This is a genomic window from Bradyrhizobium sp. AZCC 1719 (genome assembly GCF_036924525.1).
Lineage (GTDB): Bacteria > Pseudomonadota > Alphaproteobacteria > Rhizobiales > Xanthobacteraceae > Bradyrhizobium.
In genome coordinates this window covers 5,638,710-5,661,052 of sequence record NZ_JAZHRU010000001.1, presented here as the reverse complement: position 1 = coordinate 5,661,052, position 22,343 = coordinate 5,638,710, and the positions used below count along the sequence as shown (strand labels likewise).

Here is a 22,343-nt window from a genome sequence, read left to right as displayed (position 1 = left end):
CATGCCAGACCTCTACATCCTGTACGGGAAGATAAAATTATCGCTATCGGAGCGAGACGACGGTAATTTCGCGCTGCTAGCTGAATAGCCGGCGTAGCATTACCCGGGGCCCTTCAGCGATATGATCGAGCGCATCTACTCAGTATTGCTGCTGTTGCTGGTCTCGTCGACCCTTGTTGCTGCCAACGCCGGCGACAGGACAAATACAGATCAGGGGTCTGCCTGGGTCGATCCTGGCTGGCGCCGAACCGTCGCCCGCTACGCCGTGACTTTCGATGAACAAGGGTTGAGCACCACCGTCTTCGACTTCGAAGTCCAGGCGCTCAACGAAAAAGGCGCCGAGGAAATTGCGCAGCAGCGCACGGTATACAACAGCTACTTCGACGAACTGCTTTCCAGCGAGCTTGCCACCGTCAAGGCGGACGGCCGCGTCATCGCGGTCGATGAACGCGCCGTCCGCGATCAACCGGTATCGGCGGACTCTTCCTCACCATATTTCGACGAAACGCGACAAAGGATCATCGCCTATCCGCACGTCGCGCCCGGCGACAAGGTGAGAGGCCGGCTGACCTACAAGGCAAAGCGTCCGAAGTTTGCGGGCGAGTTTGCACGCTATTGGAGCCAGCCGGCAGACCAGCCTCCAGAGACAATCGAATTGACCCTCGACGGGCCCGTCGCCAAACCACTGCGCATCGCGGGGCGCAATGTCGAACATGCCGAAGAGAGGTTGGGCGACAGGATCGTTCATCACGTGCGCCTCAAACAGGAGATGCCGAAGGCGCGTCAGATCGATGGCGGCAGATTCGACGACGCCCGGCGTTTCGAAGTCAGCACGTTTGCGGACTATGCCGCCTTTGCGTCCATGCTCAATGCCCGCAATGCCCCCATGGCGCGGCCCGACGAAACCTTGAGCAGGCTCTCGGCCGAAATCGTCGGCGATGCCGCCAGTCCCCGCCTCAAGGTAGAGCGAGTCCACAACTGGGTAGCGCGGAATATCCGCTATGTCGGCATCGGATTCGATGATGGCGGCTGGACTTCGCAGCCGGCGTCCGCGGTGCTCGCCGCGCGCTACGGCGACTGCAAGGCGCATGCGACGATCCTCAAGGCGCTGCTCGCCGCGCAAGGGATCGAAGCCAATCTCGTCGCGGTGAACGCAGGCGTGCAGTACACGCTGACGGAAGTCGCCACTCCGGATTTCGACCATGCCATCGTTTACGTACCCGAAATCGATCAGTATCTCGATCCTACGTTATCGCTCCAGGCCTTTGGCTCCCTGCCGAGCCACCTTAGCGGCAAACCAGTACTGAACATCGATAGAGGCACGCTGGCCCGCATTCCGGTGGCGGCGCCGGAGCATTTTACGGTGGCGGCAGATACGCAGTACGAGCTTGCAAGCGATGGTACGCGGCAGGCACGTTCGATTCTGTCCGGCACGGGATCGGGCGCCGCGCTGGGACGCTCGCTCGCGCAACAGCTGGAAACGGTCGACCGGCAGAATACCGCGAGGAAACTGATCGAGCAGGCGACGCTGAAGGGCACCGGCGACTACAGCTTCCCGAACCCGCGGGAATTGTCCGACGCCTATGCCATCACCGCGACCTTTCGCATCAGCTCGCGGGTCGACTTCAGCGAGCGGTGGGGCCTGCGGCTGCTGCCTCTGACCGACATTCGGCCATCGGTTCTGCTGTTGAGCACAGGTGGGGCAACCGACCGGCCCTTTCGTTGCCGTTCGCTCGAATACCGGGAGACGGGCGTACTCACCATTCCCGAGGAAACCAACTTTGAGCAAAAGCCGGCGCCTATCAAATATCGAAAGAGCCTAAGCGGCACGACGCCATACGGTTCCGTTAACGGTCAGATCGAAGTGAGCGGAGCCGCCGTGATCGAGGGGCGAACCGTGCGCTCCAGCGCCACCGTGCGCTTGACGTTCGACGCGCCAGTCTGCCCGGCTGATTTCCGGGCGGCGATCAAGGTGGGCTTGGACACCTTCAATGCGTTCAGGCACGAGCAAGTCGTTCTCACACCGAAAGCGCGCTCGCGCATCTGGGATGTCAGCACCGGTTTCAACGAAGGCGTGAATGCGTATCTTAAAAACGATTACGAAATCGCAATGACACGGCTCAAGCCGTTCGCCGAGAGCGGGAACGCCAAGGCCCAAGCGTATCTTGGCAGCATGTACGAGGGTGGCCGCGGTATCGAGCGCGACTACGGTGAGGCCTTGCGCTGGTTTCTGCTGGCGGCGGAGCAGGGCGACGCTTTCAGCCAGGCACACGCGGGTTATTTGTACGAGGCGGGGCTTGGCGTCGCGCGCGACGAAAAGCGCGCCGCCGAATTGTATGCGAAGGCAGGAGATCAAGGCTTCGCCTGGGCGCAGATGAGCTTGGGATTGCTTCACATCAACGGTCGAGGCGTGCCGCGGGACATTGCAAAGGGGATAGGCCTGCTGCGCAGCGCCGCCGAAGGACACAATGCGAGGGCTCAATATAATCTTGGCTGGGCCTATGAGAGCGGTACAGGTGTTCCGCAGGATAAGGAGCAGGCGATCGCGTGGTACAAGAAGGCAGCGCAGGCCGGCGAGCCGCAAGCACGCGCCCGCCTAGAGGGGTTGGGTGTCGAACTCAGTTTTTGGAAGGCGCTGTTCCGAAACGTCGGACTATTAAGCCGGCAGTGAGGTCAACTGCGAATCATTCGCATCTTCTGCAGGATGCCCATTAACGAGTCCTGCACGAATCGGCGTCGACGGAGATGAGTGTGGACCTGGGTGGAATAACCCGTTCTTCGAGGGGTTAGCCGCCAAGATACCAGGCTCATCTCGAATTGCCGCCGCTTGCCTGTCGTCGCGCTATCGCAGAATCGGGATAGATTTGGCGGCAACCCAACCACAGGCGGCGAGCAACGAGACATCCCGCAGAACCGCATTCCATCGTCTCAACTGGGAGGACATCACCATGCAACTGACACGTCGTCACGCACTCACTGGCGCCGCGGCGCTCGCCGCCACACCGCTGTTGCCACAGGCGCCCGCCAGGGCGGCCGCCCAGGTGGCGGACAAGCAGGCGCCGAGCTTCTATCGCTACAAGGTGGGCGATGCCCAGGTGACGGCCATCTCTGACGGCGTCAACAATTTCGCGCTGCCCGACACATTCGTGCTCAACGCCAAGAAGGACGAAGTGAACGCGGCGCTCGAAAAGGCCTTTATGCCGAAGGACAAGATGTCGATCCAGTTCGCACCGCTGGTCATCAATACCGGTGGCAAGCTCGTGGTGGTCGATACCGGCAACGGCGCCGCGGCCTTTGCGTCGAGCAAGGGCAATGTCGGCCAGTTCGGCGCCAACATGGTTGCCGCGGGCTTCGACCCCAAGGCAGTCGACATCGTCGTGATCTCGCACTTCCATGGTGACCACATCAACGGCCTTTTGACCGCCGAAAACACACCGACCTTTCCCAATGCCGAGGTGCTGGTGCCGGCGGCGGAATGGAAATATTTCATGGACGACGGCGAGATGAGCCGTGCGCCGGAAGGGCGGATGCAGACCGTGTTCAAGAACGCCCGCCGCGTGCTCGAGGCGGGGCTCAAGAAGAAGGTGACGCCCTATGAGTGGGGCAAGGAAGTAGCGCCTGGACTGACGGCGGTGGAAACCATCGGTCACACGCCGGGCCATACCTCCTATGTTCTCGCATCCGGCTCCGACAAGGTGTTCATCCAATCTGATGTCACCAACCTGCCGGCGCTGTTCGTCACCAATCCGGGCTGGCACCTGATGTTCGACCAGGATCCGGCGCTGGCGGAAAAGACCCGCCGGCGGGTCTACGACATGCTGGTCGCAGACAAGATGCGGGTCCAGGGCTTCCATTACCCGTTCCCGGCCAATGGTTTTGTCGAAAAGGACGGCAATGGCTACCGGCTGATCCCGGCCCCGTGGAATCCGGTGATCTGACACGCAGTGTCATTCCGGGGCGATGCGCAGCATCGAACCCGAAATCTCGAGATTCTCAGGGGCGCGAGGGCGCCCCGGAGTTCGCTCGCTTCGCGTGCGCCCCGGAATGACGGCTAGAGCTTGACGCCAGCCGGGCGCGGCCTTATAGCCGCGCCTATGATTTTCGCTTCGACCATCTCCATCGCTCGCCGCCGCCGCGCCCTCGTCGCGGTATGGGCGGACGTCTGCGTTTGAGATTGTCGCCTCTGCCGCCGGATCCGGTCCCGCGGCTTCTTCCTTTTCCAGAAAACGCGGTCTGAACTGGCGGCTCCTACGTCAAGCAGGAGTTTGAGATGTATACGCCACCACCGTTCAAGTCCGACCGCGCCGCGAGCCTCGCGTTTGCGGAAGCGCGCGGCTTTGGTCTGGCCTGCGCGTGGGATGGCAATAAGCCCGTCGCCTCGTCGCTGCCGTTCTATCTGATCTCGGCCAATGACGGCACGCCGCGCGCGGCGTTTCACGTTGCGCGGCAAAATTCGCTGGTGAAGCTCGCCGACGGCGCGACCCCGTGGTTGTTGGCCGTCAATGGCACCGATACCTATGTGTCGCCGGACTGGTACGTGTCGCTGGATCAGGTGCCGACCTGGCTCTATCAGGCCGTGCATCTGACCGGCCCGGTGCGGGTGATGTCGGACGATGAACTGGCCGAGCAGATCGAGACGCTGAGCGCGAAGTTCGAGGAGCGGCTGTTGCCGAAGAAGCCGTGGCTGTCCTCGAAGATGACGGCAGGGCGGCTGGCGGCGATGAAGAAGGCGATCGTGGGACTCGAGATGACGGTCGAGGAGGTGGAGGGCAGCTTCAAGCTGAACCAGCACAAGTCGGACGCCGACTACACCGCGCTGGCCCAGGCGCTCGCCTCGCAAGGCGACGCCGACGCGCGTGAAATTGCAGCCCAGATGCGCGCGGCACGGCCGCTGGCATTCGCGGCGGTTACGGTACAAGACAAGCAAACGACGACGCCTGAAGAAAGGAACGCGTGATGAGCTCGAAAAAGAAGATCGGCATTCTCGGTGCCTCCGGTTACACCGGAGCCGACGCGGTGCGCCTGTTGGCGCGGCATCCGAACGCCGAGATCACCGCGCTCACCGCCAACACCCACGCCGGCAAGTCGATGGGCGACGTGTTCCCGCATTTCTTCATGCTCGATCTGCCGAAGCTGGTCGAGTGGGAGAAGGTCGACTGGACCAGCCTCGACGCGGTGTTCTGCGGGCTGCCGCACGGCACCACGCAGGAGATCATCGCCGCCGTCCTCAGGGCCAACCCCAACATCAAGGTGCTCGACATGTCCGCCGATTTCCGGCTGCGCAACAAGGACACCTATGCGCAATGGTACGGCCATGAGCACCGGGCGCTTGAACTGCAGGGCGAGGCCGTCTACGGCCTCACCGAATTCTACCGCGAGAAGATCGCGGCCGCGCGGCTGGTCGCGTGTCCCGGCTGTTACCCGACCGCGGCGCTGCTCGCGCTGGTGCCGCTCGCCAGGGCAAAACTGATCGACGTCGACGACATCGTCATCGACGCCAAGTCGGGCGTTACCGGCGCCGGGCGCGGCTTGAAGCAGAACACGCTGTTCAGCGAGGCGGGCGAGGGGCTGTCGCCCTATTCGGTCGGCACCCACCGGCACGCGCCGGAGATCGAGCAGGAGATCGGCGTTGCCGCAGGCGCTGCGGTGACGGTGAACTTCACGCCGCATCTGATCCCGATGGCGCGCGGCGAACTCTGCACGTCCTATGTCAGGCTCAACGGCGGAGCGACGCCGGACGATTTGCGGGGTGCGTTGGAGAAGGCTTACGCCAACGAGCCCTTCGTGCATGTCGCCAAGAAGGGCGTACTGCCGCAGACCCAGAACGTGCGCGGCTCCAACTATGTGCAGATCGGCGTCGTCGCCGACCGCATCAAAAACCGGGCGATCGTGATTTCCACGCTCGACAACCTGGTGAAGGGCTCGGCCGGGCAGGCGATCCAGAACATGAACCTGATGTTCGGATTGCCCGAGACGGCCGGGCTGGAGCAGATCGCGCTGTTTCCGTGATGTGAGGTGCTGCGGTGGACGATGAAGCGCTGTTTCAGAGGCCGCCAATGACAAAACCCCGGAGCCGAGTTCCGGGGTTTTGCTTTTGGTTTCGTGCGCAGGAAGGTTTTCAAACCACCCTGAAGATCGCCAGCGCCAGCACGGCTTGCGCCAGGAAGCCGACGGTGAAGGCCAGCGTGCGGAATACCGGCAGGCCCAGCGTGTAGACGATCAGATGGGCGACGCGGGCCCAGAAATACACGGCGCAGGCCAGTACGGTCCATCTGTCGGAATAGTCGATGGCGTTGAGGATCAGCACCAGCGGCGCGAAGATGATCAAATTCTCGACCGCATTGTCATGTGCGAACATCATCCGATTGGCCCAATCCGCATGCGGCTTGTCGTTGCGCGAAGGGTTGGCCATGGCGCCGGAGAGGCCGCGCACCTGACAGCGATTGATGAAGTAGGGGACGCACATGAGCCCGGTCAAAATCACGGTCAGAGTCAGCCAGAACAATTCACGCGTTATTGGTTGCGTCATTGGTTTCCCCTCAACGATTCCCGCCATGGGATTGCCGGTTATACCCAACAGCGCGCCTCCGTGCTACGCGCGCACCTTGACGTAGCTGCCGGGTGCGTCCTCGATCGGCGGCATCTCCTCGGAACCGACGGCGCGCGCGGGCACGCGCTCGGCGTCGATGCCCTCCAGCCATTGCAGCCAGTCGGGCCACCACGATCCCTTGTGCTCGGTGGCGTTCTTCATCCAGTCGGCGAGCGTGACATCCTTGATGTTGTCGTTGGTCCAGTACTGGTACTTGCCCGCGTCCGGCGGGTTGACCACGCCTGCAATGTGGCCCGAGCCGGACAGCACATATTTGACCGGGCCACCGAAGAACTGCGAACCGTAGAGCACCGAATCCGCCGGCGCGATGTGGTCCTCGCGCGTCGCCAGATTGTAGACGGGCACCTTGACCTTCGACAGGTCGAGCAGGGTGTTGTCGAGCACCATGCTGCCGGAGGAGAGCCGGTTCTCCAGGTAGCAGTTGCGCAGGTAATAGGAATGGTTGGCCGCCGGCATCCGCGTGGCGTCGGAGTTCCAGTGCAGCAAGTCGAAGGAAGAGGGCGGCTGTCCCTTCAGGTAGTTGCTGACGACATAGGACCAGATCAGGTCGTTGGAGCGCAGCATGTTGAAAGCCATCGCCATCTTGCTGCCTTCGAGAACGCCCCGTGCTTCCATCTCGCGCTCCAGCGTCGCGATCTGGTCTTCGTCGACGAACACGAGCAGATCGCCGGCATGGGTGAAGTCGACCTGCGCCGCAAAGAACGTCGCCGAGGTGACGCGCTGGCGCCGCTTCTCGGCGAGCCAGGCCAGCGTCGACGCCAGCAGGGTGCCGCCGACGCAGTAGCCGGCGGTATGGACTTTCATCTCGCCCGTGACCTTTTCGATGATGTCCATCGCGGTCAGCGGGCCTTCCTTCATGTAGTCGTCGAAGGTTTTCTTGCCGAGTTCCTTGTCCGGATTGACCCAGGAAATCACGAACACGGTGATGCCCTGGTCGACGCACCATTTGATGTAGGATTTTTCCGGCTTGAGATCGAGAATGTAGAACTTGTTGATCCAGGGCGGCACGATCAGCAGCGGCGTGCGCAACACCGTCTCCGTGGTCGGCGTGTACTGGATGAGCTGCATCAGCTCGTTCTGGTAGATCACCTTGCCCGGCGTCGTCGCCATGTTGACGCCGACTTCGAGATTCGATGGATCGGACTGACGAATGCGCAGCATGCCGCGCCCGGCCTCGATGTCCTCGGCCAGCATCTTCATGCCGCGAACGAGGTTGTCCCCGTTCGAGGCCAGCGTCTCGCGCAGCACTTCCGGATTGGTAAGCACGAAATTCGACGGAGCGATCGCGTTGGTGATCTGCTGAACGTAGAACTCGGCCTTCTTGCGCGTGTGCGGATCGACGCCTTCGGCGTTCTTCACCAGTTCTTGCGCCCATTGCGCGGTGAGCAGATAGAGCTGCAGCACGAAATCGAAGAACAGATTCGATTTCCACTCCGGATCCTTGAAGCGCTTATCGCGCGGCGACGGCTCGATCGCAGGCTTGGCCTGTTCACCGGCCATGCGGCGCATCGCAGAGCCCCAGAGATCGAGATAGGCTTTGCCCATCCTGGTCTGAAGGGCTTCGGCGCGCTCCTTGTCCGTCAGCCAGTATTCCGCCACCTTGGTGAAGGTCTTGACGACTTCACCGATTTCGCTGGGCGGCTTGTCCTTCGGCTCCCCGTCCTCGCGCGGCTTGAGATAGGCCGCGAGCGCCTGGCCGCTCGTCTCCATCGCTTTCGCGATGTTCATGGCGAAGGCTTCGGCGTTGAAAGTTGTCGAAGCCTGGGTTTCGGTGTTGACGTCACTCATATCAGGGACACTATAGCTTCATTTTGCGTTCGTCACCGCGTGGATTGGTGGCAACAAGGTTGAGTTAACCCTGTTGCACTGCGATAAAGTTCTTGTGTTCTGACCGACACATTGCAGCCGCATCGGCTCGGTCTGCTCTTTGGGCTTTAATCGTTTCGGGCGACAATGGTTTGAACGGTTCTAGCGTAATCAACGCCGCGGGACGATTTGGCGTTGCAAGGCTCGTACCAGCACATAGATGTCGTCGCGATGCGCGTGCACTGCATCAGGTAGTTGGGGATTTCTGGGACGGATGGCGGTGGATCGAACGATAAGGTTGTGGTCGGTTGCCACGCTGCTTGCGGCGCTCGCGCTCGGCGGCTGCTCGACCCAGATCGCTGATATGCCGGGCTTCGGCCTGCCGGCTGACGCGCCAGAGCGCCCGAAGGAAGCTGGTGGCTATCTACCGGTTCACGACCTGCCGCCGGACCGCAACGAGGAGGCGATGAAGCCAGCCGAGTTGGCTAAAATCCAGGCAGAATTGACCGCCGCTCGCGACCGTCAGGCGGCCGCCGCCACCCCGCCAAAACCGGCCAAGAAGTGACCTAATTACTGGCGCTGCCGGGCTCCCGTGGTAAAAGAACCCAATTCAACCGCATTGCGGGTCCAGAGCCTTAAGACCTCACGCCTGAATTCGCTCCAAATCCTTGATTGGGCGCGATTTTTGGACGAAGCCGATCGGGTTTCGTAGCGCGCGCAGGTTCCGTCCGATTCTGTCCTGCCGGTTGTCGGAGCAAGGGTCCCATGGAAGATTTCTATCGCATTCGCCGTCTGCCGCCTTACGTGTTCGAGAAGGTCAACCAGGCCAAGGCGGCCGCGCGCAATGCCGGGGCCGACATCATCGACATGGGCATGGGCAATCCGGACCTGCCGACGCCGCCCCATGTGCTCGAGAAGCTGAAGGAGACGCTGGGCAAGCCGCGGACCGATCGCTACTCGGCCTCGCGCGGCATCAACGGCCTGCGCAAGGCGCAAGCCGCCTATTACGGACGGCGGTTCGGCGTAAAACTCAATCCGGATACACAGGTGGTTGCGACGCTGGGCTCGAAGGAAGGCTTTGCCAATGTGGCGCAGGCGATTACCGCGCCCGGCGACGTCGTGCTGTGCCCCAATCCGAGCTACCCGATTCACGCCTTCGGCTTTCTGATGGCGGGCGGCGTGATTCGCTCAGTGCCCTCGGAACCGACGCCGCAGTTTTTCGAGGCGGTGGAGCGCGCGATCATTCATTCGATCCCGAAGCCGATCGCGCTGATCGTGTGCTATCCCTCCAATCCGACCGCCTATGTTGCCGAGCTCGATTTCTACAAGGATCTGGTGGCGTTCGCGAAGAAGCACGAGATCTTCATCCTGTCGGACCTGGCCTACGCCGAAGTTTATTTCGACGACCGGAATCCGCCGCCCTCGGTGTTGCAGGTTCCCGGCGCAATCGACGTCACGGTCGAATTCACCTCGATGTCGAAGACGTTCTCGATGGCGGGCTGGCGCATGGGCTTTGCCGTCGGCAACGAGCGGATCATTGCAGCGCTGGCGCGGGTGAAATCCTACCTCGACTACGGCGCGTTCACGCCCATTCAAGTCGCGGCCACCGCCGCGCTGAACGGGCCGGACGATTGCATCAAGGAGATGCGTGACACCTACCGTAGGCGCCGCGACGCGCTGGTCGAATCGTTCGGCCGGGCCGGTTGGGAGATCCCGCCGCCGCAGGCCTCGATGTTCGCCTGGGCGCCGCTGCCCAAAGCCTTCGAGGGCGTCGGCAGCATGCAGTTCGCGACCCTGATGGTGGAGAAGTCAGGTGTGGTGGTTTCGCCCGGCGTCGCTTTCGGCGAGCATGGCGAAGGCTTTGTCCGCATCGCCATGGTGGAAAACGAGCAGCGTATCCGCCAGGCCGCGCGCGGGGTGCGCCGCTTCCTTGAAAGCGGCATTGAAACGTTGCACAACGTGGTTCCTCTCGCCAACCGGCGTTAATTCCTTTTACTGCAGGTTCTCTCATTCATGGTCGCACCCCTGAGAGTGGGTATCGCGGGGCTCGGCACTGTTGGCGCCGAAGTCGTCCGCCTCATCGAAGAGCAGTCGCGCACGCTGTCGGAGCGCAGCGGGCGCGGCGTGCGCGTCGTTGCCGTCACCGCGCGCTCGAAAGCGAAAAAGCGTTCGCTCGATCTGCGCGGCATCGACTGGGCCAAGAGCCCGGTGGCGCTGGCCAACGATCCCAACGTCGATTGCTTCGTCGAACTGATGGGCGGCTCCGGCGAGCCGGCGCTGTCGGCGATCGAGGCCGCGCTGAAGGCCGGCAAGTCGGTGGTAACCGCCAACAAGGCGCTGATCGCCAAACACGGCATTCGGCTGGCGAAGGCTGCCGAGAAGCATGGCGGCGCCCTGAACTTCGAGGCGGCGGTCGGCGCGGCCATTCCGGTCATCAAGACCCTGCGCGAGGGGCTTTCCGGCACCGGCGTCAACCGCGTCTATGGGATCCTCAACGGCACCTGCAATTACATCCTGACCCGGATGGAGCATGAGGGCTTGTCGTTTGCCGAATGCCTGAAGGATGCGCAGCGGCTCGGCTATGCCGAAGCCAATCCGTCCTTCGACGTCGATGGCCATGATACCGCGCAGAAGCTTGCAATCCTGGCGAGCCTCGCCTTCGGCACCAAAGTGGCGCAGAGCGCGGTCTATGTCGAAGGCATCTCCTCAATCGCACCGGAAGATCTGCGGGCGGCGGAAGAACTCGGCTATCGGGTCAAACTGCTCGGGGTTGCCGTGCGCACCGCCAAGGGCATCGAGCAGCGCGTGCATCCGACCATGGTGCCAAAATCGTCCTCGATCGCGCAGGTGATGGGCGTCACCAACGCCGTGACCATCGATGGCGAGGGCATTCCCGCGATCACCCTGGTGGGACCTGGCGCCGGCGGCGCTGCGACGGCGTCCGCCGTGGTTGCCGATATCGCCGACGTGGCGCGCGGCATTCGCGCCAAGCCGTTCGGACGCCCGGTGGAGCGGCTGCGCGACACCACCAAGGCGCCGATGGAGCGCCATGAGGGCGGCTACTACATTCGCCTGATGGCGCGCGACCTTGCCGGCACCGCCGCTACCATCGCCACCCGCCTTGCCGAACAGAAGATTTCGCTGGAATCGATCGTGCAGCGCCACCCCGAAGGTGTCGACGCGAACGGCGCGGCGAAGAAAGCCGCACCGGTTCCGGTCATTCTGATCACTTACGCGACGTCCGAGGATGCGGTCTATCGCGCGCTGGAGGCGGTGCAGCGCGACAAGGTAATCAGCGGCCGGCCGCAGGTGATACGGATCGAAAAGAACTGACGCGGGATCCGAACGGATTGCGTGCCAAAGGATTGAATGCGGGCCAGAAGGCCCGTGCAGGTTTAAAGGAGTGAGCCGATGTCGACCCATATTTCCGTTCCGCCGCAATTGCTGCTCGAGCGCATCCTCACGCTTGAAATCGTGCGGGTGACGGAACGTGCAGCCGTTTCGGCCGCGCGGCTGCGCGGCCACGGCCAGGAGAAGGCGGCGGACCAGGCCGCAGTGGACGCGATGCGCCGCGAACTCAACAAGCTGCCGATCGAAGGCACCATCGTGATCGGCGAGGGCGAGCGCGACGAGGCGCCGATGCTGTTCATCGGCGAGAAGGTCGGGCTGAATGCAGGGCCCCAGGTCGATATCGCCGTCGACCCATTGGAAGGCACCACGCTGTGCGCCAAGAACATGCCGGGCGCGATCGCGACCATGGCGATGGCCGATGGCGGCACGCTGTTGCACGCGCCCGACGTCTACATGGAGAAGCTCGCGGTCGGACCGGGCTACGACAAGGGCGTTGTTGAAATTGATGCGTCGCCGGCTGACAACGTCCGCCGCCTCGCCAAGGCCAAGGGCGTTGAGCCCGCCGCGATCACGGTGCTCGTGCTCGATCGCCCGCGTCACGCCGACATCATCGCCAGCATCCGCTCGACCGGCGCGGCGGTGCGGCTGATCACCGATGGCGACGTCGCCGGCGTGATCCATTGCGCCGATCCCGACAACACCGGCGTCGACATGTATATCGGCACCGGCGGCGCGCCCGAGGGCGTGCTGGCGGCGGCGGCGCTGCGCTGCATCGGCGGCCAGATGCAGTGCCGCCTGATCCTCGACAGCGAGGAGAAGCGCGAGCGCGCGCACAAGATGGGCGTGACCGACCCGAAGATGATCTACGGCATCGAGGACATGGTGCGGGGCGATTGCCTGTTCGCTGCAACCGGCGTCACGACTGGCTCGCTGCTGTCGGGCGTCAAGTTCCGCAAGGATGGCGTGATCGAGACCGAAACGGTGGTGATGCGTTCGGTGACGGGCACGGTGCGTTATATCAAGGCCGAGCACCGGCAGTTGGATAAGTTTCATCTGGATTGAGGATACTCCCTCGTCGTTCCGGGGCGATGCGAAGCATCGAACCCGGAACCTCGAGATTCCGGGTTCGCGCTGCGCGCGCCCCGGAATGACGGCAAAGGGGACGACCGATGTCCGACATTTCCTCAGTAAAGGCGCTGGTGTTCGACGTGTTCGGCACCGTCGTCGACTGGCGCACCAGCCTCATCAACGATTTCATACAGTGGTCGAAAACCTCCGGCATCAAGGCCGACTGGACGGCCTTGGTCGATGGCTGGCGCGGCGTTTACATGGCCTCGATGGACGAGGTGCGCAAACATCCCGAACGCGGCTATCAGATCCTCGACACGCTGCACCGGCGCTCGCTGGAAAAACTGGTCGCCGAGTTCGGAATCAGGGGGCTGAGCGACGCCGATCTGCACTACCTGACGATGGGCTGGCACCGCCTGCATCCGTGGTCCGACAGCGTGCCCGGGCTGACGCGGCTAAAGAAGAAGTACATCATCTCGCCGCTCTCCAACGGCAACGTCGCGCTGTTGACCAACATGGCAAAGTTCGCCGGCCTGCCGTGGGACCTCATCATGTCGGCGGAATTGTTCGAGCACTACAAGCCCGATCCCGAAACCTATCTCGGCGCCGCCAAACTGCTCTGCCTGCCGCCCGAGCAGGTGATGATGGTGGCCGCCCATAATGGCGACCTGAAAGCCGCGCAGCAGAACGGCCTCAAGACCGCCTTCGTCGCGCGCCCGACCGAGTACGGCCCGCACCAGAAATACGATTTCGAAGCCACCGGCAATTGGGACATCGTCGCCAAGGATTTTGGTGGGATTGCCGATCGGTTGGGGTGTTGAGCGGGCTGCGTGGGGCTTAGCTCGTAGCAACTATCAAGTTGGACGAGGATGAGCGCGCCCCGACCAACTGCAGTGTGACACCGCGCTTGACGTCGTCAAGGAGTGGCCTGGCAGCTACGGAGCGTGCTTTGAGCAATGCGCGACGGCCATCCTTGACGACGTCTGCGCGCGGCGTCACGGATTGAAGCAGGTCGGGACGAAGGAACGGCCTCTCCGGTCGAACCAAGAAACGAAGCTGGAAGGGACTGGAGAGTGGTTGCTCTGCCGAGCTCGCCGGCAACTCAATGAGCGATCGTGCGGACCTCCCATGGCGTGCCGCGGGCGACGACCGCGTTGGCGAAGATCAGCAGCTTGCGAGCGCAGGCGACGACCGCCACCTTGTGCTCCTTTCCAGCGTCGCGCAGCCGCTTGTAGAGCGCCGTCAGTTGCGGGTTCCAGCGCAGCGAGGCGATCCATGCCGCGGCGTAGAGATTATTGCGCAACCGCTCGCGGCCACCCTTGATGTGGCGATCGCCGGCGTGCTCGCCACTGTCGTCATCGTAGGGGACAAGCCCAGCCAACGCGCCGGCCTGGCCGCGGCTGAGCTGGCCGATCTCCGGCATGCGCACCACGATGGCGCTTGCGGTGCGCAACGCAATGCCATCGACGCTGAGGATCAGGTCGAGCCGCTCGGCGAGATCGGGATGCTGACGGATCGCCGCCACCAGCTGCTTGAGCCGTTGCCGGAAAAGCCCCTGGAATCGCCGGATCTCGTCGTCCCAGAGCTGCCGCAGAGCGGCATCGCGGCACGACTCGCGATGGTTCTTGAACCGGGCCATCGCACGGACGATCTGGTCGATCTGGGTCTGTAACCCGGCCAGTTCTGCCAGACGCCGGTCGGGCGGGGCATGGATGGTCCTGACGTCGGACGTGCAGGCCGCAATCAAGGCCGCATCGATCTTGTCGTTCTTCGCCAGCCTCAGATGGAAGCGCCCATAGGCGCGCACCTGCGCGGGCTGGAACACGACGACCACGAAACGGCCCTGCCGCAGCCGCCGGACGACCGTTTGCTCGTAGCCGCCAGTGGCTTCGATACCGACCCGTTTGACCCGGTGCTGCCGCAACCAGACGAACAACTCCTCGTGCCCCTCGGCCGTATTGGCCACCTGCAGCCGTTCCGGCCTTCCATGCAGCGCCACATCGAGCTTGTGCTTGCCAGTATCGATGCCGGCGCAAACTATGCTACGCTTGCTCATCTTCTCGATCCTCCCTTGAATGCGAGCCTGATGCTCATTCAACAATGCGGGCCTCGACGAAGATGCCGACCGTGATCCGGCTACGAAGATCAGCTCACAATGCTTCGATGGGTTACGATCCAACGATCGGCGGCCCGGTCCGGGTGGCCACCCAGGCCGGGCCATTCCTTGCGGAACGCTCACACCTTAGCAGGTCATGCTGATACAAGGATGGGTTGAGCTCTTCGCGAAACCCATCACTTTCGCTACTGTGGTTGATGGGTATCGCTTCGCTCCACCCATCCTACGCGCTGCGTCGCCGCGCCCCTTGTGCACGATGACTGACGACTTCCGTCGCGCCTATCCCGCGCCGGCCTGGATCACGCCGAACCAGCCGAGGCCCCTATAGGTCTCGTAGCCGGGCGTGGCGTGGAACGCGACCATCGTTCCGGAGCGATCCTGGTAGAAGCCTGAGCGCCTTCCTTCGAGCTGCAGCGAAATGCGTTCGGTGAGCAGGCCCTGGCCGTCGGACGCCGCGATCACCCGGAAATTCGAATCGACCAGCAGCACGCGCGCCTTGTCGGCCGCGCCGACGCGCACGCCCTGGACGATGGCGCGGGCCTGCGGTTCCCAGTCGAAATGAATCGCCAGCACGCCGGTCGGCCTGCCATGCGCCTTGCCGCCTTCGCGAACACTGGCGCAGTAGGTCACGACCTGAGCGTTGCCGAGCAAAGGCTGGCATTCGACGTCGCCGACGGCGTAATCGTCGCCGGAGCGCAAGGCTCGCGCGGCGCGAAACCACTTGGTCTGCGCCACGTTCTGGCCCACGACGCCAAACCGATCGGCGCGGCCGTTGGCCAGTACATTGCCGTTGAGATCGCACAGCCAGAGATCGAGATAGACGGTATAGGCGCCGAGGATGACGGACATCCGTTCCGACACATGGCTAACGGCAGCAGCGCTTGGCTCGGCCGCGCAATCGACCACGGCGGAATCGGTTGCCCACCAGCGCACGTCGCAGGTGCGCTCATAGAGGTTGCGGTCGATCAGCTCGATGGCGTTGAGCGACAGATCGACCATGCGCTCGCCGCGCGAGCGGTCGGCCATCTGCGCGATCGAATTCATCAGATTGCCGGTCCGGTTGGTGAGCTGGCTTTCGAGCTCGCGGGCAATCGTCTCGACTTGCTGGCCGACGTTGCGGACTTCCTGCGCCACCACGGCAAAGCCCGCACCTTGCGCGCCGGCGCGCGAACTCTCGATCAGCGCGTTCAGCGCCAGCATCTTCATCTGGTTGGTGATCTTCTGGATCGACTTGGTCTTCTCGCAGGCGACCTGGTTGACCTCGGCGGTCAATCTCGCGATCAGCGCGGAAACGTCGGATTCGTCGTCGGCGCCCGCTGATTTGGCCGGCTGTTTTGCGGTCGTTGCGGTTGGGGAGCGAAGCGCGACGGACATTGGCGAGAATTCCTCAGTCTTTGTGCGGATGTCGATCTTCTGCGGATCGGCGGGACTCAAATGAGAGCGTATTGGTCTCCTTTGTCGGGGATCATGGCTAACGATTGGTTTAAGTTCCGGCGGCTTGCGGGTAGTTTTACCTGATGAAGTTGCATCTTCTTTGTGCAAGTCGCATTTGTCGGCATGGCCCAGGGGCGGCGACGCCCGAGGCTGTGCCGGCGTTGCCGCACACGATTCGTTTGCCTGCCACCGTCGCCGTTTGCGTTTGCCCACAGCCCGCCTAGCCCCTATCTCTCGAAGGCATCATGATCCTTCCCGCATCCGCACTTCCCGTTGAACTGCCGCCGGCGTTTCTCGGCGTGGCGCGTTCGGCGACGGGCAAATTGTGGCGCGACCGGCTCGACGCCAGGGGAGCGGCGCGGGCGCTGGCGATCACCCAGCGCTACCAGTTGCCGGAAATGCTGGCCCGCGTGTTGGCGGGCCGCGATGTCGGAATTGACGAGGTTCAGGATTTTCTCGATCCGACCATCCGCAAACTGATGCCCGATCCCCACACCGTGACGCAGATGGAACTGGCGGCCAAACGCATCGCCGATGCCGCGATGCGCGGGGAAAAGGTTGCGATCTTCGGCGACTACGACGTGGACGGTGCCACGTCGGCAGCGCTGCTGGCCTGGCATCTGCGCCATTGCGGGCTCGATCCGCTGATTCACATCCCGGACCGGATCTTTGAAGGCTACGGCCCTAATGTCGAGGCGGTGAGGGCGCTAGCTGCCAAGGGCGCGACGCTGCTGGTGACCGTCGATTGCGGCACCACCAGCATCGAGCCGCTGGCGGAAGCGCGAAAGCTCGGCCTATCCGTCGTCGTCATCGACCATCACCAGACTGGCGATGAATTGCCGGAGGTCGACGCGCTGGTGAATCCGAACCGGCCGGACGATCTCTCCGGGCTTGGACATCTCGCAGCGGTCGGCCTGGTGCTGATCACGCTGGTCGCCGTGAACCGCGAATTGCGCGGCCGCGGCTTCTGGAGCGCAGAGCTGCCGGAGCCGGACCTGTTGGGCATGCTGCATCATGTGGCACTCGGCACCGTAGCCGATGTCGCGCCGCTGACCGGGCTCAACCGCGCCTTTGTCGCCAAGGGCCTGATCGCGATGCGCCGCCGCGACCATGTCGGGCATACCGCGCTGATGGATGTGGCGCGGCTGAACGGGCCGCCCGAAGCCTGGCATCTCGGCTTCATGCTGGGCCCGCGCATCAACGCGGGCGGTCGGATCGGGCGCGCCGATCTCGGTGTGAGGCTGTTGCTGGAGGGCGACGTCTCGGAGGCCGCGCGGATCGCGGCCGAACTCGATCGTCTCAACAGCGAGCGCCGCGTCATCGAGCAGGCGGCCGAAGCGCAGGCCGAAGCCGAGGCGCTGGCCTCGCTCGGGCTCGAAGACAAGGGCGCAGTGATCGTGACCGCCGCCGAAGGCTGGCATCCCGGCATTGTCGGTCTCGTCGCCTCGCGGCTGAAAGAGAAGTTTGCGCGTCCCGCCTTTGCCATTGCGCTCGAGCCGGGCGGCATCGGCACCGGATCGGGCCGCTCGATCTCGGGCGTCGATCTTGGCAAGGCCGTGCGGCAGGCGGTGAAGGAGCGGCTCTTGATGAAGGGCGGCGGCCACGCCATGGCTGCCGGCGTGACGCTGCGCAAAGAGAAGCTCGCGGAGTTTCGTGCCTTCATGGAAAGCGCGCTGGCCGAGGACGTCGCCAATTCCCGTCACGAGAACGAGCTGTTCATCGATGGCGCCGTCAGCGCGCGCAGCGTGACTGTGGAATTCGCCAATACGCTGAACCGCGCCGGGCCGTTCGGCGCGGCCAATCCGGAGCCGGTGATCGCGCTGCCGGCGCATCAGCTCGTCTATGCCGACGAGGTCGGGCAGGCGCATTTGCGCGTGCGCTTCAAGTCCGGCGACGGCGCCATCGTCAACGGCATCGCGTTCCGCGCGGTCGGACAGAAGCTCGGACACGCGCTGACGCAGAACCGTGGCCAGCCTTTGCACGTGGCAGGATCGCTCGCGGTCGATCGCTTCCAGGGTTCAGAGCGCGTGCAATTGCGCGTGCTCGACGTCGCGGTACCGGATCCGGGGCCGGCCGTCATCAGATAATTCGAAAATCAATAACAACAAACGGGAGAAGAAATGGCTGGACAGGTTCAGGGTAAGGTCGCGCTGGTAACGGGCGGCGCATCTGGCATTGGCGAAGCGGTTTGCGAGTTGCTGGCGCGCGAGGGGGCGTCGGTTGCGGTGACCGATGTCGACGATTTGAAAGGCCCCGAGGTCGTCGCGCGGATCAAGAAGGCGGGTGGGGAGGCGAGCTTTTGGCATCACGACGTCACCAGCGAGGAACGCTGGATCGAAGTCGTGGCCGATGTCATGAAGCGCCATGACCGGCTCGACGTGCTGGTCTCGAACGCCGGCATCGGCATTTCAGTGCCGTCGATCACTGAGATGTCGCTTGCGGACTGGCGGCGGCAGACCGCGATCAATCTCGACGGCGTGTTTTTGTCGGTGAAACACTGCCTGCCTGCGATGCGCAAGACCGGCGGTGGCTCCATCATCATGATGTCGTCGCTGGCGGGCTTGCGCGGCGCGGCCGGGCTTTCCGGCTACTCCGCGACCAAGGGCGGTGTCCGGCTGTTCGCCAAGTCGATCGCGATGGAATGCGCCACGTTCGGCGACGGCATCCGCGTCAACTCTGTGCATCCCGGCATCATCGACACGCCGATCTGGGCCAAGATTCCAGCGGGAGCCACAGGTAGCGGACAGAACGCACCGATCGATCCGGAGGAGCGCGCGAAAATAGTAACGCCGCTCGGCCGGGCCGGGGAGGCCGAGGAGATTGCGCAGGGCGTGCTGTATCTGGCGTCCGATGCGTCGCGCTATGTGACGGGAACGGAGCTTGTCATCGACGGCGGCATGAATGCGGGTGGGGTGGCGCGACGCGCATAGACGAAAACGCGGGCAGCAGTGATCGACTGCGCCACGCGCGCGTGCATCAGCGTGAAGGTGAGCTTTTCGCGAATTGCGCGCGCAACCAGGCTTGCGTAGCTTCGATCGGTTCGGTCAGGGGTCTCCGGGAGCCGCGCACAAGATGTAGGGTGAAGCCTTCGATTTCCGGGCCGAATGGCACGACCAGCGTTTTGGTCGCCAGTTCCTCCGACACGAGCAGCAGACTGTGCAACGCAACCCCGGTGCCGGCGACGGCGGCCTGGATCGCGTGGGTCTCGTCGCTGAAGCGGAGCCCGGCCCGAGCATCGATACCGTCGATACCCGCGATCTTCAGCCAGCGCCGCCAGGTCGGATTGCCGCTATCGCTGCGGCGCCAGTCAAAATGCAGCAAGGTCGCTGAGTGCAGATCGGCCGGCTTTTTCAGACCAAGACGCGGACTTGCCACTGGCGCAAAACGATCGATGGCCAACGGTTCGGCGCTCAGATCGGGATAAGGGCCAGGGCCATAGCGCAACGCGAGGTCCGCGACACCCGAATTAAGGTCCACGACCTCCAGGGTCGCCAGCAGCGTGAGATCGATGTCAGGTCTTGCGTTGTGAAAGCCCGCGATGCGCGGCACCAGCCACTTGGCGGTGAACGCGGGAGTGGCCGAAAGTGTCACCGTCGCGCGGCGCTGCCTGCGGCTCAATCCTTCGATGACACGTGCGAAGGAATCGAATCCGTCGCGCAGAACCGGTAGCAAGACCTGCCCTTCCGCGGTCAGCAGGACCTGACGCGTCCGCCGCTCGAACAGCGTCACGCCAATCACCTCTTCCAACTGCCGAACCTGATGGCTGATGGCGGTCGGCGTCACGTGCAGCTCCTGAGCTGCACGCTTGAAACTCAGATGCCGCGCGGCGGCTTCGAATGCCCGCAGTCCGGACAGCGGTGGAAGACGTCTCATCGGCAGGCCTTATAGATGAATGTAGTTCATCCATGTGATGAGCAATTTGCTTTTGTCAATGCACTCCGCCCGATCCATCTAGTCGAACAAGGATGAAAGGAGATATGCCATGAACTTGCTACGGATTGACGCCAGTGCGCGGCCTGACAGATCGGACCGGTTCCCTCGCGGGTCGCACACGCGCCGCCTCACTGAACGCTTCGTGCAGCGTTGGCTGCAATACCGGCCGAATGACCTCGTGACCGATCGGGATGTCGGCCAATCACCACCGCATCACGTCACCGAGAAATGGATCGGTGCGGCCTTCACCAAATCCGAGCTGCGCGAACCGTGGATGAATGATGTGCTGGCAGAAAGCGACGCATTGGTCGATGAACTCATCGCCGCAGATTTGATCGTGGCTGGCGTGCCGATGTACAATTTTGGAATGCCGGCGCAGTTCAAGGCGTATGTCGACAATGTCGTGCGGGTCGGTCGCACTTTCGGCTTTGACCGTGCCCGGCCAGACGATCCTTATTCGCAGCTACTGGCTGGTAAGGGTAAACGTCTCATCATGCTCAGCTCGCGAGGTGATTACGGCTACGATCCGGGCGGACGGATCGCGCACATCAACCATGTCGAAGGGTCGGTGCGCGACGTTTTCGGCTTCCTCGGCGTCACCGACTTCCACAGCATCGCCATCGAGTATGACGAGTTCGGCGATGAACGCTTGAAGGCGTCGATCGCTGCGGCCGAACGCGCAGTAGATGATCTTGTGGATCGGCTGGCGAAGGAAGCCGAACCGCTGGAGGCAGCTTGACTGCAGACTCGATGGAGAGGACGCGGCGCAAATCGCGCGAGGTTGAAGCTGCGTCGCTATCCACCCTGCCTCAACCGCGCCAGCACCTTCAGCCCGCCATAACCGTCCGCGGGCAGCAGTCCCGTCTTGGTTTGATAGTCGCGAACCGCCTTCATCGTGTCGTTGCCGACGCGGCCGTCCGTGCCGCCGGTGTCGAAGCCGGCTTTGGTCAGCCGGGTCTGCAGCTCCTGCACTTCGGGAAGCGTCAGCGCGCGCTCCGAGCCGGGGAAGGGCTGGATGAAGGGCGGCGCACCCAGGATGCGGTCGCCGAGATGGCAGATCGCCAACGCGTAGTTCATCGAGGGGTTGTAGCTCTTCACCGAATAAAAATTCGGGCCGAGCAGGAACGAAGGTCCCCCGGCGACCGGCACCCACATCTGCGCCGATGCACTCGGTTGCGGGAACGGTTTGCCATCGGCGCGTGTGACGCCGGCGCTGGCCCACGCCGCATAGGTCCGGCTGCCGCTCGAAGCCCCTCCTGAGCTGCGGACTTCATAGCCCCAGTGCTCGCCGCGGTGATACTTGCCGCGGTTGAGCAAATAGCGCGCGCTGGAGCCGAGCGCATCGTCGGGCTTGCCGAACGGCGAGACGCGGCCGTCCTTGTCGTAGTCCATGCCAACATTGAGCCAGACTTCCGGCATCCACTGGGTGTGGCCCATCGCGCCGGCCCAGGATCCCCGCATTTCCTCCGGCGTGCCCCAGCCGCGGTCGACGATCTTGAGCGCGTTGATCAGCTCGGTCTCCCAATAGGCGCGGCGGCGCGGCTCGTTCCAGGCCAGCGCTGCGAGAGCCGGAAAGATCGGGCGCATATGGTTCTGCTGCACCAAGGGATCGCCATAGGCGGACTCGACGCCCCACAGCGCAAGCAGCGTGCCGCGCTCGACGCCAAAATCCTGCTCGATCCGCGCGAACAGCGCCTCGTGCTTCTTCAAGGCTTCACGGCCGTTGATGATGCGCCAATCGGAGACGCGGCGATTGACGTATTGCCAGATCTGCTCGTGGAATTCCGGCTGCTTCTGCATTTGCCGGAACACGGTCATGTCGGGCTCGATCCGCCCCATCACCCGCGTCCAGGTCGCGTCCGAAATGCCTTTTGAAGTCGCGCGCGCGCGGAAATTGTCGCGCCACTGGTCGAAGCCGGCCGGCGCGGCCAAAGCGGGAAACGTCGTCGCGAGCAGAGCGCCGGTACCGAGGCCCAGCACTGCGCGGCGGGTTGGGGCTTGCTGGGAATCAGGCTGTTTCATGCC

Annotated in this window: 18 protein-coding genes; 12 read left to right on the top strand and 6 right to left on the bottom strand. The window is 63.4% G+C overall.

Annotated elements, in window-relative coordinates; all coding sequences use genetic code 11:
* Positions 1–121 precede the first annotated feature (121 nt).
* The 4 genes from V1292_RS26720 to argC all read left to right on the top strand — a co-directional run bounded on the left by V1292_RS26720 (position 122) and on the right by argC (position 6,009).
* Positions 122–2,671, top strand: coding sequence for a DUF3857 domain-containing protein (locus V1292_RS26720; protein WP_334375606.1), 2,550 nt, complete (start codon positions 122–124; stop codon positions 2,669–2,671).
* A gap of 277 nt (positions 2,672–2,948) precedes the next feature.
* The gene (locus V1292_RS26715) at positions 2,949–3,938 is read left to right on the top strand and encodes an MBL fold metallo-hydrolase (RefSeq protein WP_334375605.1); all 990 of its coding nucleotides are present in this window, start codon (positions 2,949–2,951) and stop codon (positions 3,936–3,938) included.
* Positions 3,939–4,270: 332 nt separating this feature from the next.
* The gene (locus tag V1292_RS26710; protein WP_334375604.1) at positions 4,271–4,957 is read left to right on the top strand and encodes an FMN-binding negative transcriptional regulator; all 687 of its coding nucleotides are present in this window, start codon (positions 4,271–4,273) and stop codon (positions 4,955–4,957) included.
* Positions 4,957–6,009: an N-acetyl-gamma-glutamyl-phosphate reductase gene (gene argC, locus V1292_RS26705; protein ID WP_334375603.1), complete on the top strand. Its 1,053-nt coding sequence runs from the start codon at positions 4,957–4,959 to the stop codon at positions 6,007–6,009. Before V1292_RS26710 ends, argC begins: the two co-directional genes overlap by 1 nt.
* A gap of 109 nt (positions 6,010–6,118) precedes the next feature.
* On the opposite strand, the gene V1292_RS26700 is transcribed toward argC, so the two are convergent.
* Together V1292_RS26700 and V1292_RS26695 are read right to left on the bottom strand one after the other, a co-directional pair.
* Positions 6,119–6,517, bottom strand: a complete 399-nt coding sequence (locus V1292_RS26700; protein WP_334369280.1) for an MAPEG family protein — start codon at positions 6,515–6,517, stop codon at positions 6,119–6,121.
* Between the two features lie 75 nt (positions 6,518–6,592).
* On the bottom strand, positions 6,593–8,398 hold the full coding sequence (locus V1292_RS26695; protein ID WP_334375602.1) for a PHA/PHB synthase family protein: 1,806 nt from the start codon (positions 8,396–8,398) through the stop codon (positions 6,593–6,595).
* Between the two features lie 292 nt (positions 8,399–8,690).
* Between V1292_RS26695 and V1292_RS26690 the strand changes: the two genes are divergently transcribed.
* The 5 genes from V1292_RS26690 (at position 8,691) to V1292_RS26670 (ending at position 13,656) form a co-directional block, all read left to right on the top strand.
* Positions 8,691–8,981: a hypothetical protein gene (locus V1292_RS26690; RefSeq protein ID WP_334375601.1), complete on the top strand. Its 291-nt coding sequence runs from the start codon at positions 8,691–8,693 to the stop codon at positions 8,979–8,981.
* A 200-nt stretch (positions 8,982–9,181) separates the two neighbouring features.
* Positions 9,182–10,402, top strand: coding sequence for an LL-diaminopimelate aminotransferase (locus tag V1292_RS26685; protein ID WP_334375600.1), 1,221 nt, complete (start codon positions 9,182–9,184; stop codon positions 10,400–10,402).
* A gap of 27 nt (positions 10,403–10,429) precedes the next feature.
* Positions 10,430–11,749: a homoserine dehydrogenase gene (locus V1292_RS26680; RefSeq protein WP_334375599.1), complete on the top strand. Its 1,320-nt coding sequence runs from the start codon at positions 10,430–10,432 to the stop codon at positions 11,747–11,749.
* A gap of 78 nt (positions 11,750–11,827) precedes the next feature.
* Positions 11,828–12,829 (top strand): class II fructose-bisphosphatase, encoded by a 1,002-nt coding sequence (gene glpX / locus V1292_RS26675; protein WP_334375598.1) that lies wholly within the window; start codon positions 11,828–11,830, stop codon positions 12,827–12,829.
* A gap of 107 nt (positions 12,830–12,936) precedes the next feature.
* Positions 12,937–13,656 carry a haloacid dehalogenase type II gene (locus V1292_RS26670; RefSeq protein WP_334375597.1) on the top strand — a complete coding sequence of 240 codons (720 nt, stop codon included), beginning with the start codon at positions 12,937–12,939 and terminating at the stop codon, positions 13,654–13,656.
* Positions 13,657–13,937: 281 nt separating this feature from the next.
* Here V1292_RS26670 and V1292_RS26665 read toward each other — a convergent pair whose 3' ends face one another.
* Complete coding sequence (locus V1292_RS26665) at positions 13,938–14,891, bottom strand: IS110 family transposase (RefSeq protein ID WP_334375596.1); 954 nt, start codon at positions 14,889–14,891, stop codon at positions 13,938–13,940.
* A 339-nt stretch (positions 14,892–15,230) separates the two neighbouring features.
* Positions 15,231–16,325 (bottom strand): methyl-accepting chemotaxis protein, encoded by a 1,095-nt coding sequence (locus V1292_RS26660; protein ID WP_334375595.1) that lies wholly within the window; start codon positions 16,323–16,325, stop codon positions 15,231–15,233.
* Positions 16,326–16,630: 305 nt separating this feature from the next.
* Between V1292_RS26660 and recJ the strand changes: the two genes are divergently transcribed.
* Positions 16,631–18,472 carry a single-stranded-DNA-specific exonuclease RecJ gene (gene recJ, locus V1292_RS26655; protein WP_334375594.1) on the top strand — a complete coding sequence of 614 codons (1,842 nt, stop codon included), beginning with the start codon at positions 16,631–16,633 and terminating at the stop codon, positions 18,470–18,472.
* 33 nt (positions 18,473–18,505) lie between these two features.
* On the top strand, positions 18,506–19,315 hold the full coding sequence (locus tag V1292_RS26650; protein WP_334375593.1) for an SDR family NAD(P)-dependent oxidoreductase: 810 nt from the start codon (positions 18,506–18,508) through the stop codon (positions 19,313–19,315).
* A 46-nt stretch (positions 19,316–19,361) separates the two neighbouring features.
* Here the strand turns inward: V1292_RS26650 and V1292_RS26645 are convergent, their stop codons facing one another.
* Positions 19,362–20,258, bottom strand: a complete 897-nt coding sequence (locus V1292_RS26645) for a LysR substrate-binding domain-containing protein (RefSeq protein WP_334375592.1) — start codon at positions 20,256–20,258, stop codon at positions 19,362–19,364.
* 109 nt (positions 20,259–20,367) lie between these two features.
* On the opposite strand from V1292_RS26645, the gene V1292_RS26640 reads away from it, so the two are divergent.
* Positions 20,368–21,057, top strand: a complete 690-nt coding sequence (locus V1292_RS26640; protein ID WP_334375591.1) for an FMN-dependent NADH-azoreductase — start codon at positions 20,368–20,370, stop codon at positions 21,055–21,057.
* A gap of 56 nt (positions 21,058–21,113) precedes the next feature.
* Here the strand turns inward: V1292_RS26640 and V1292_RS26635 are convergent, their stop codons facing one another.
* Positions 21,114–22,340, bottom strand: coding sequence for a lytic murein transglycosylase (locus V1292_RS26635; RefSeq protein ID WP_334375590.1), 1,227 nt, complete (start codon positions 22,338–22,340; stop codon positions 21,114–21,116).
* Positions 22,341–22,343: the final 3 nt, after the last annotated feature.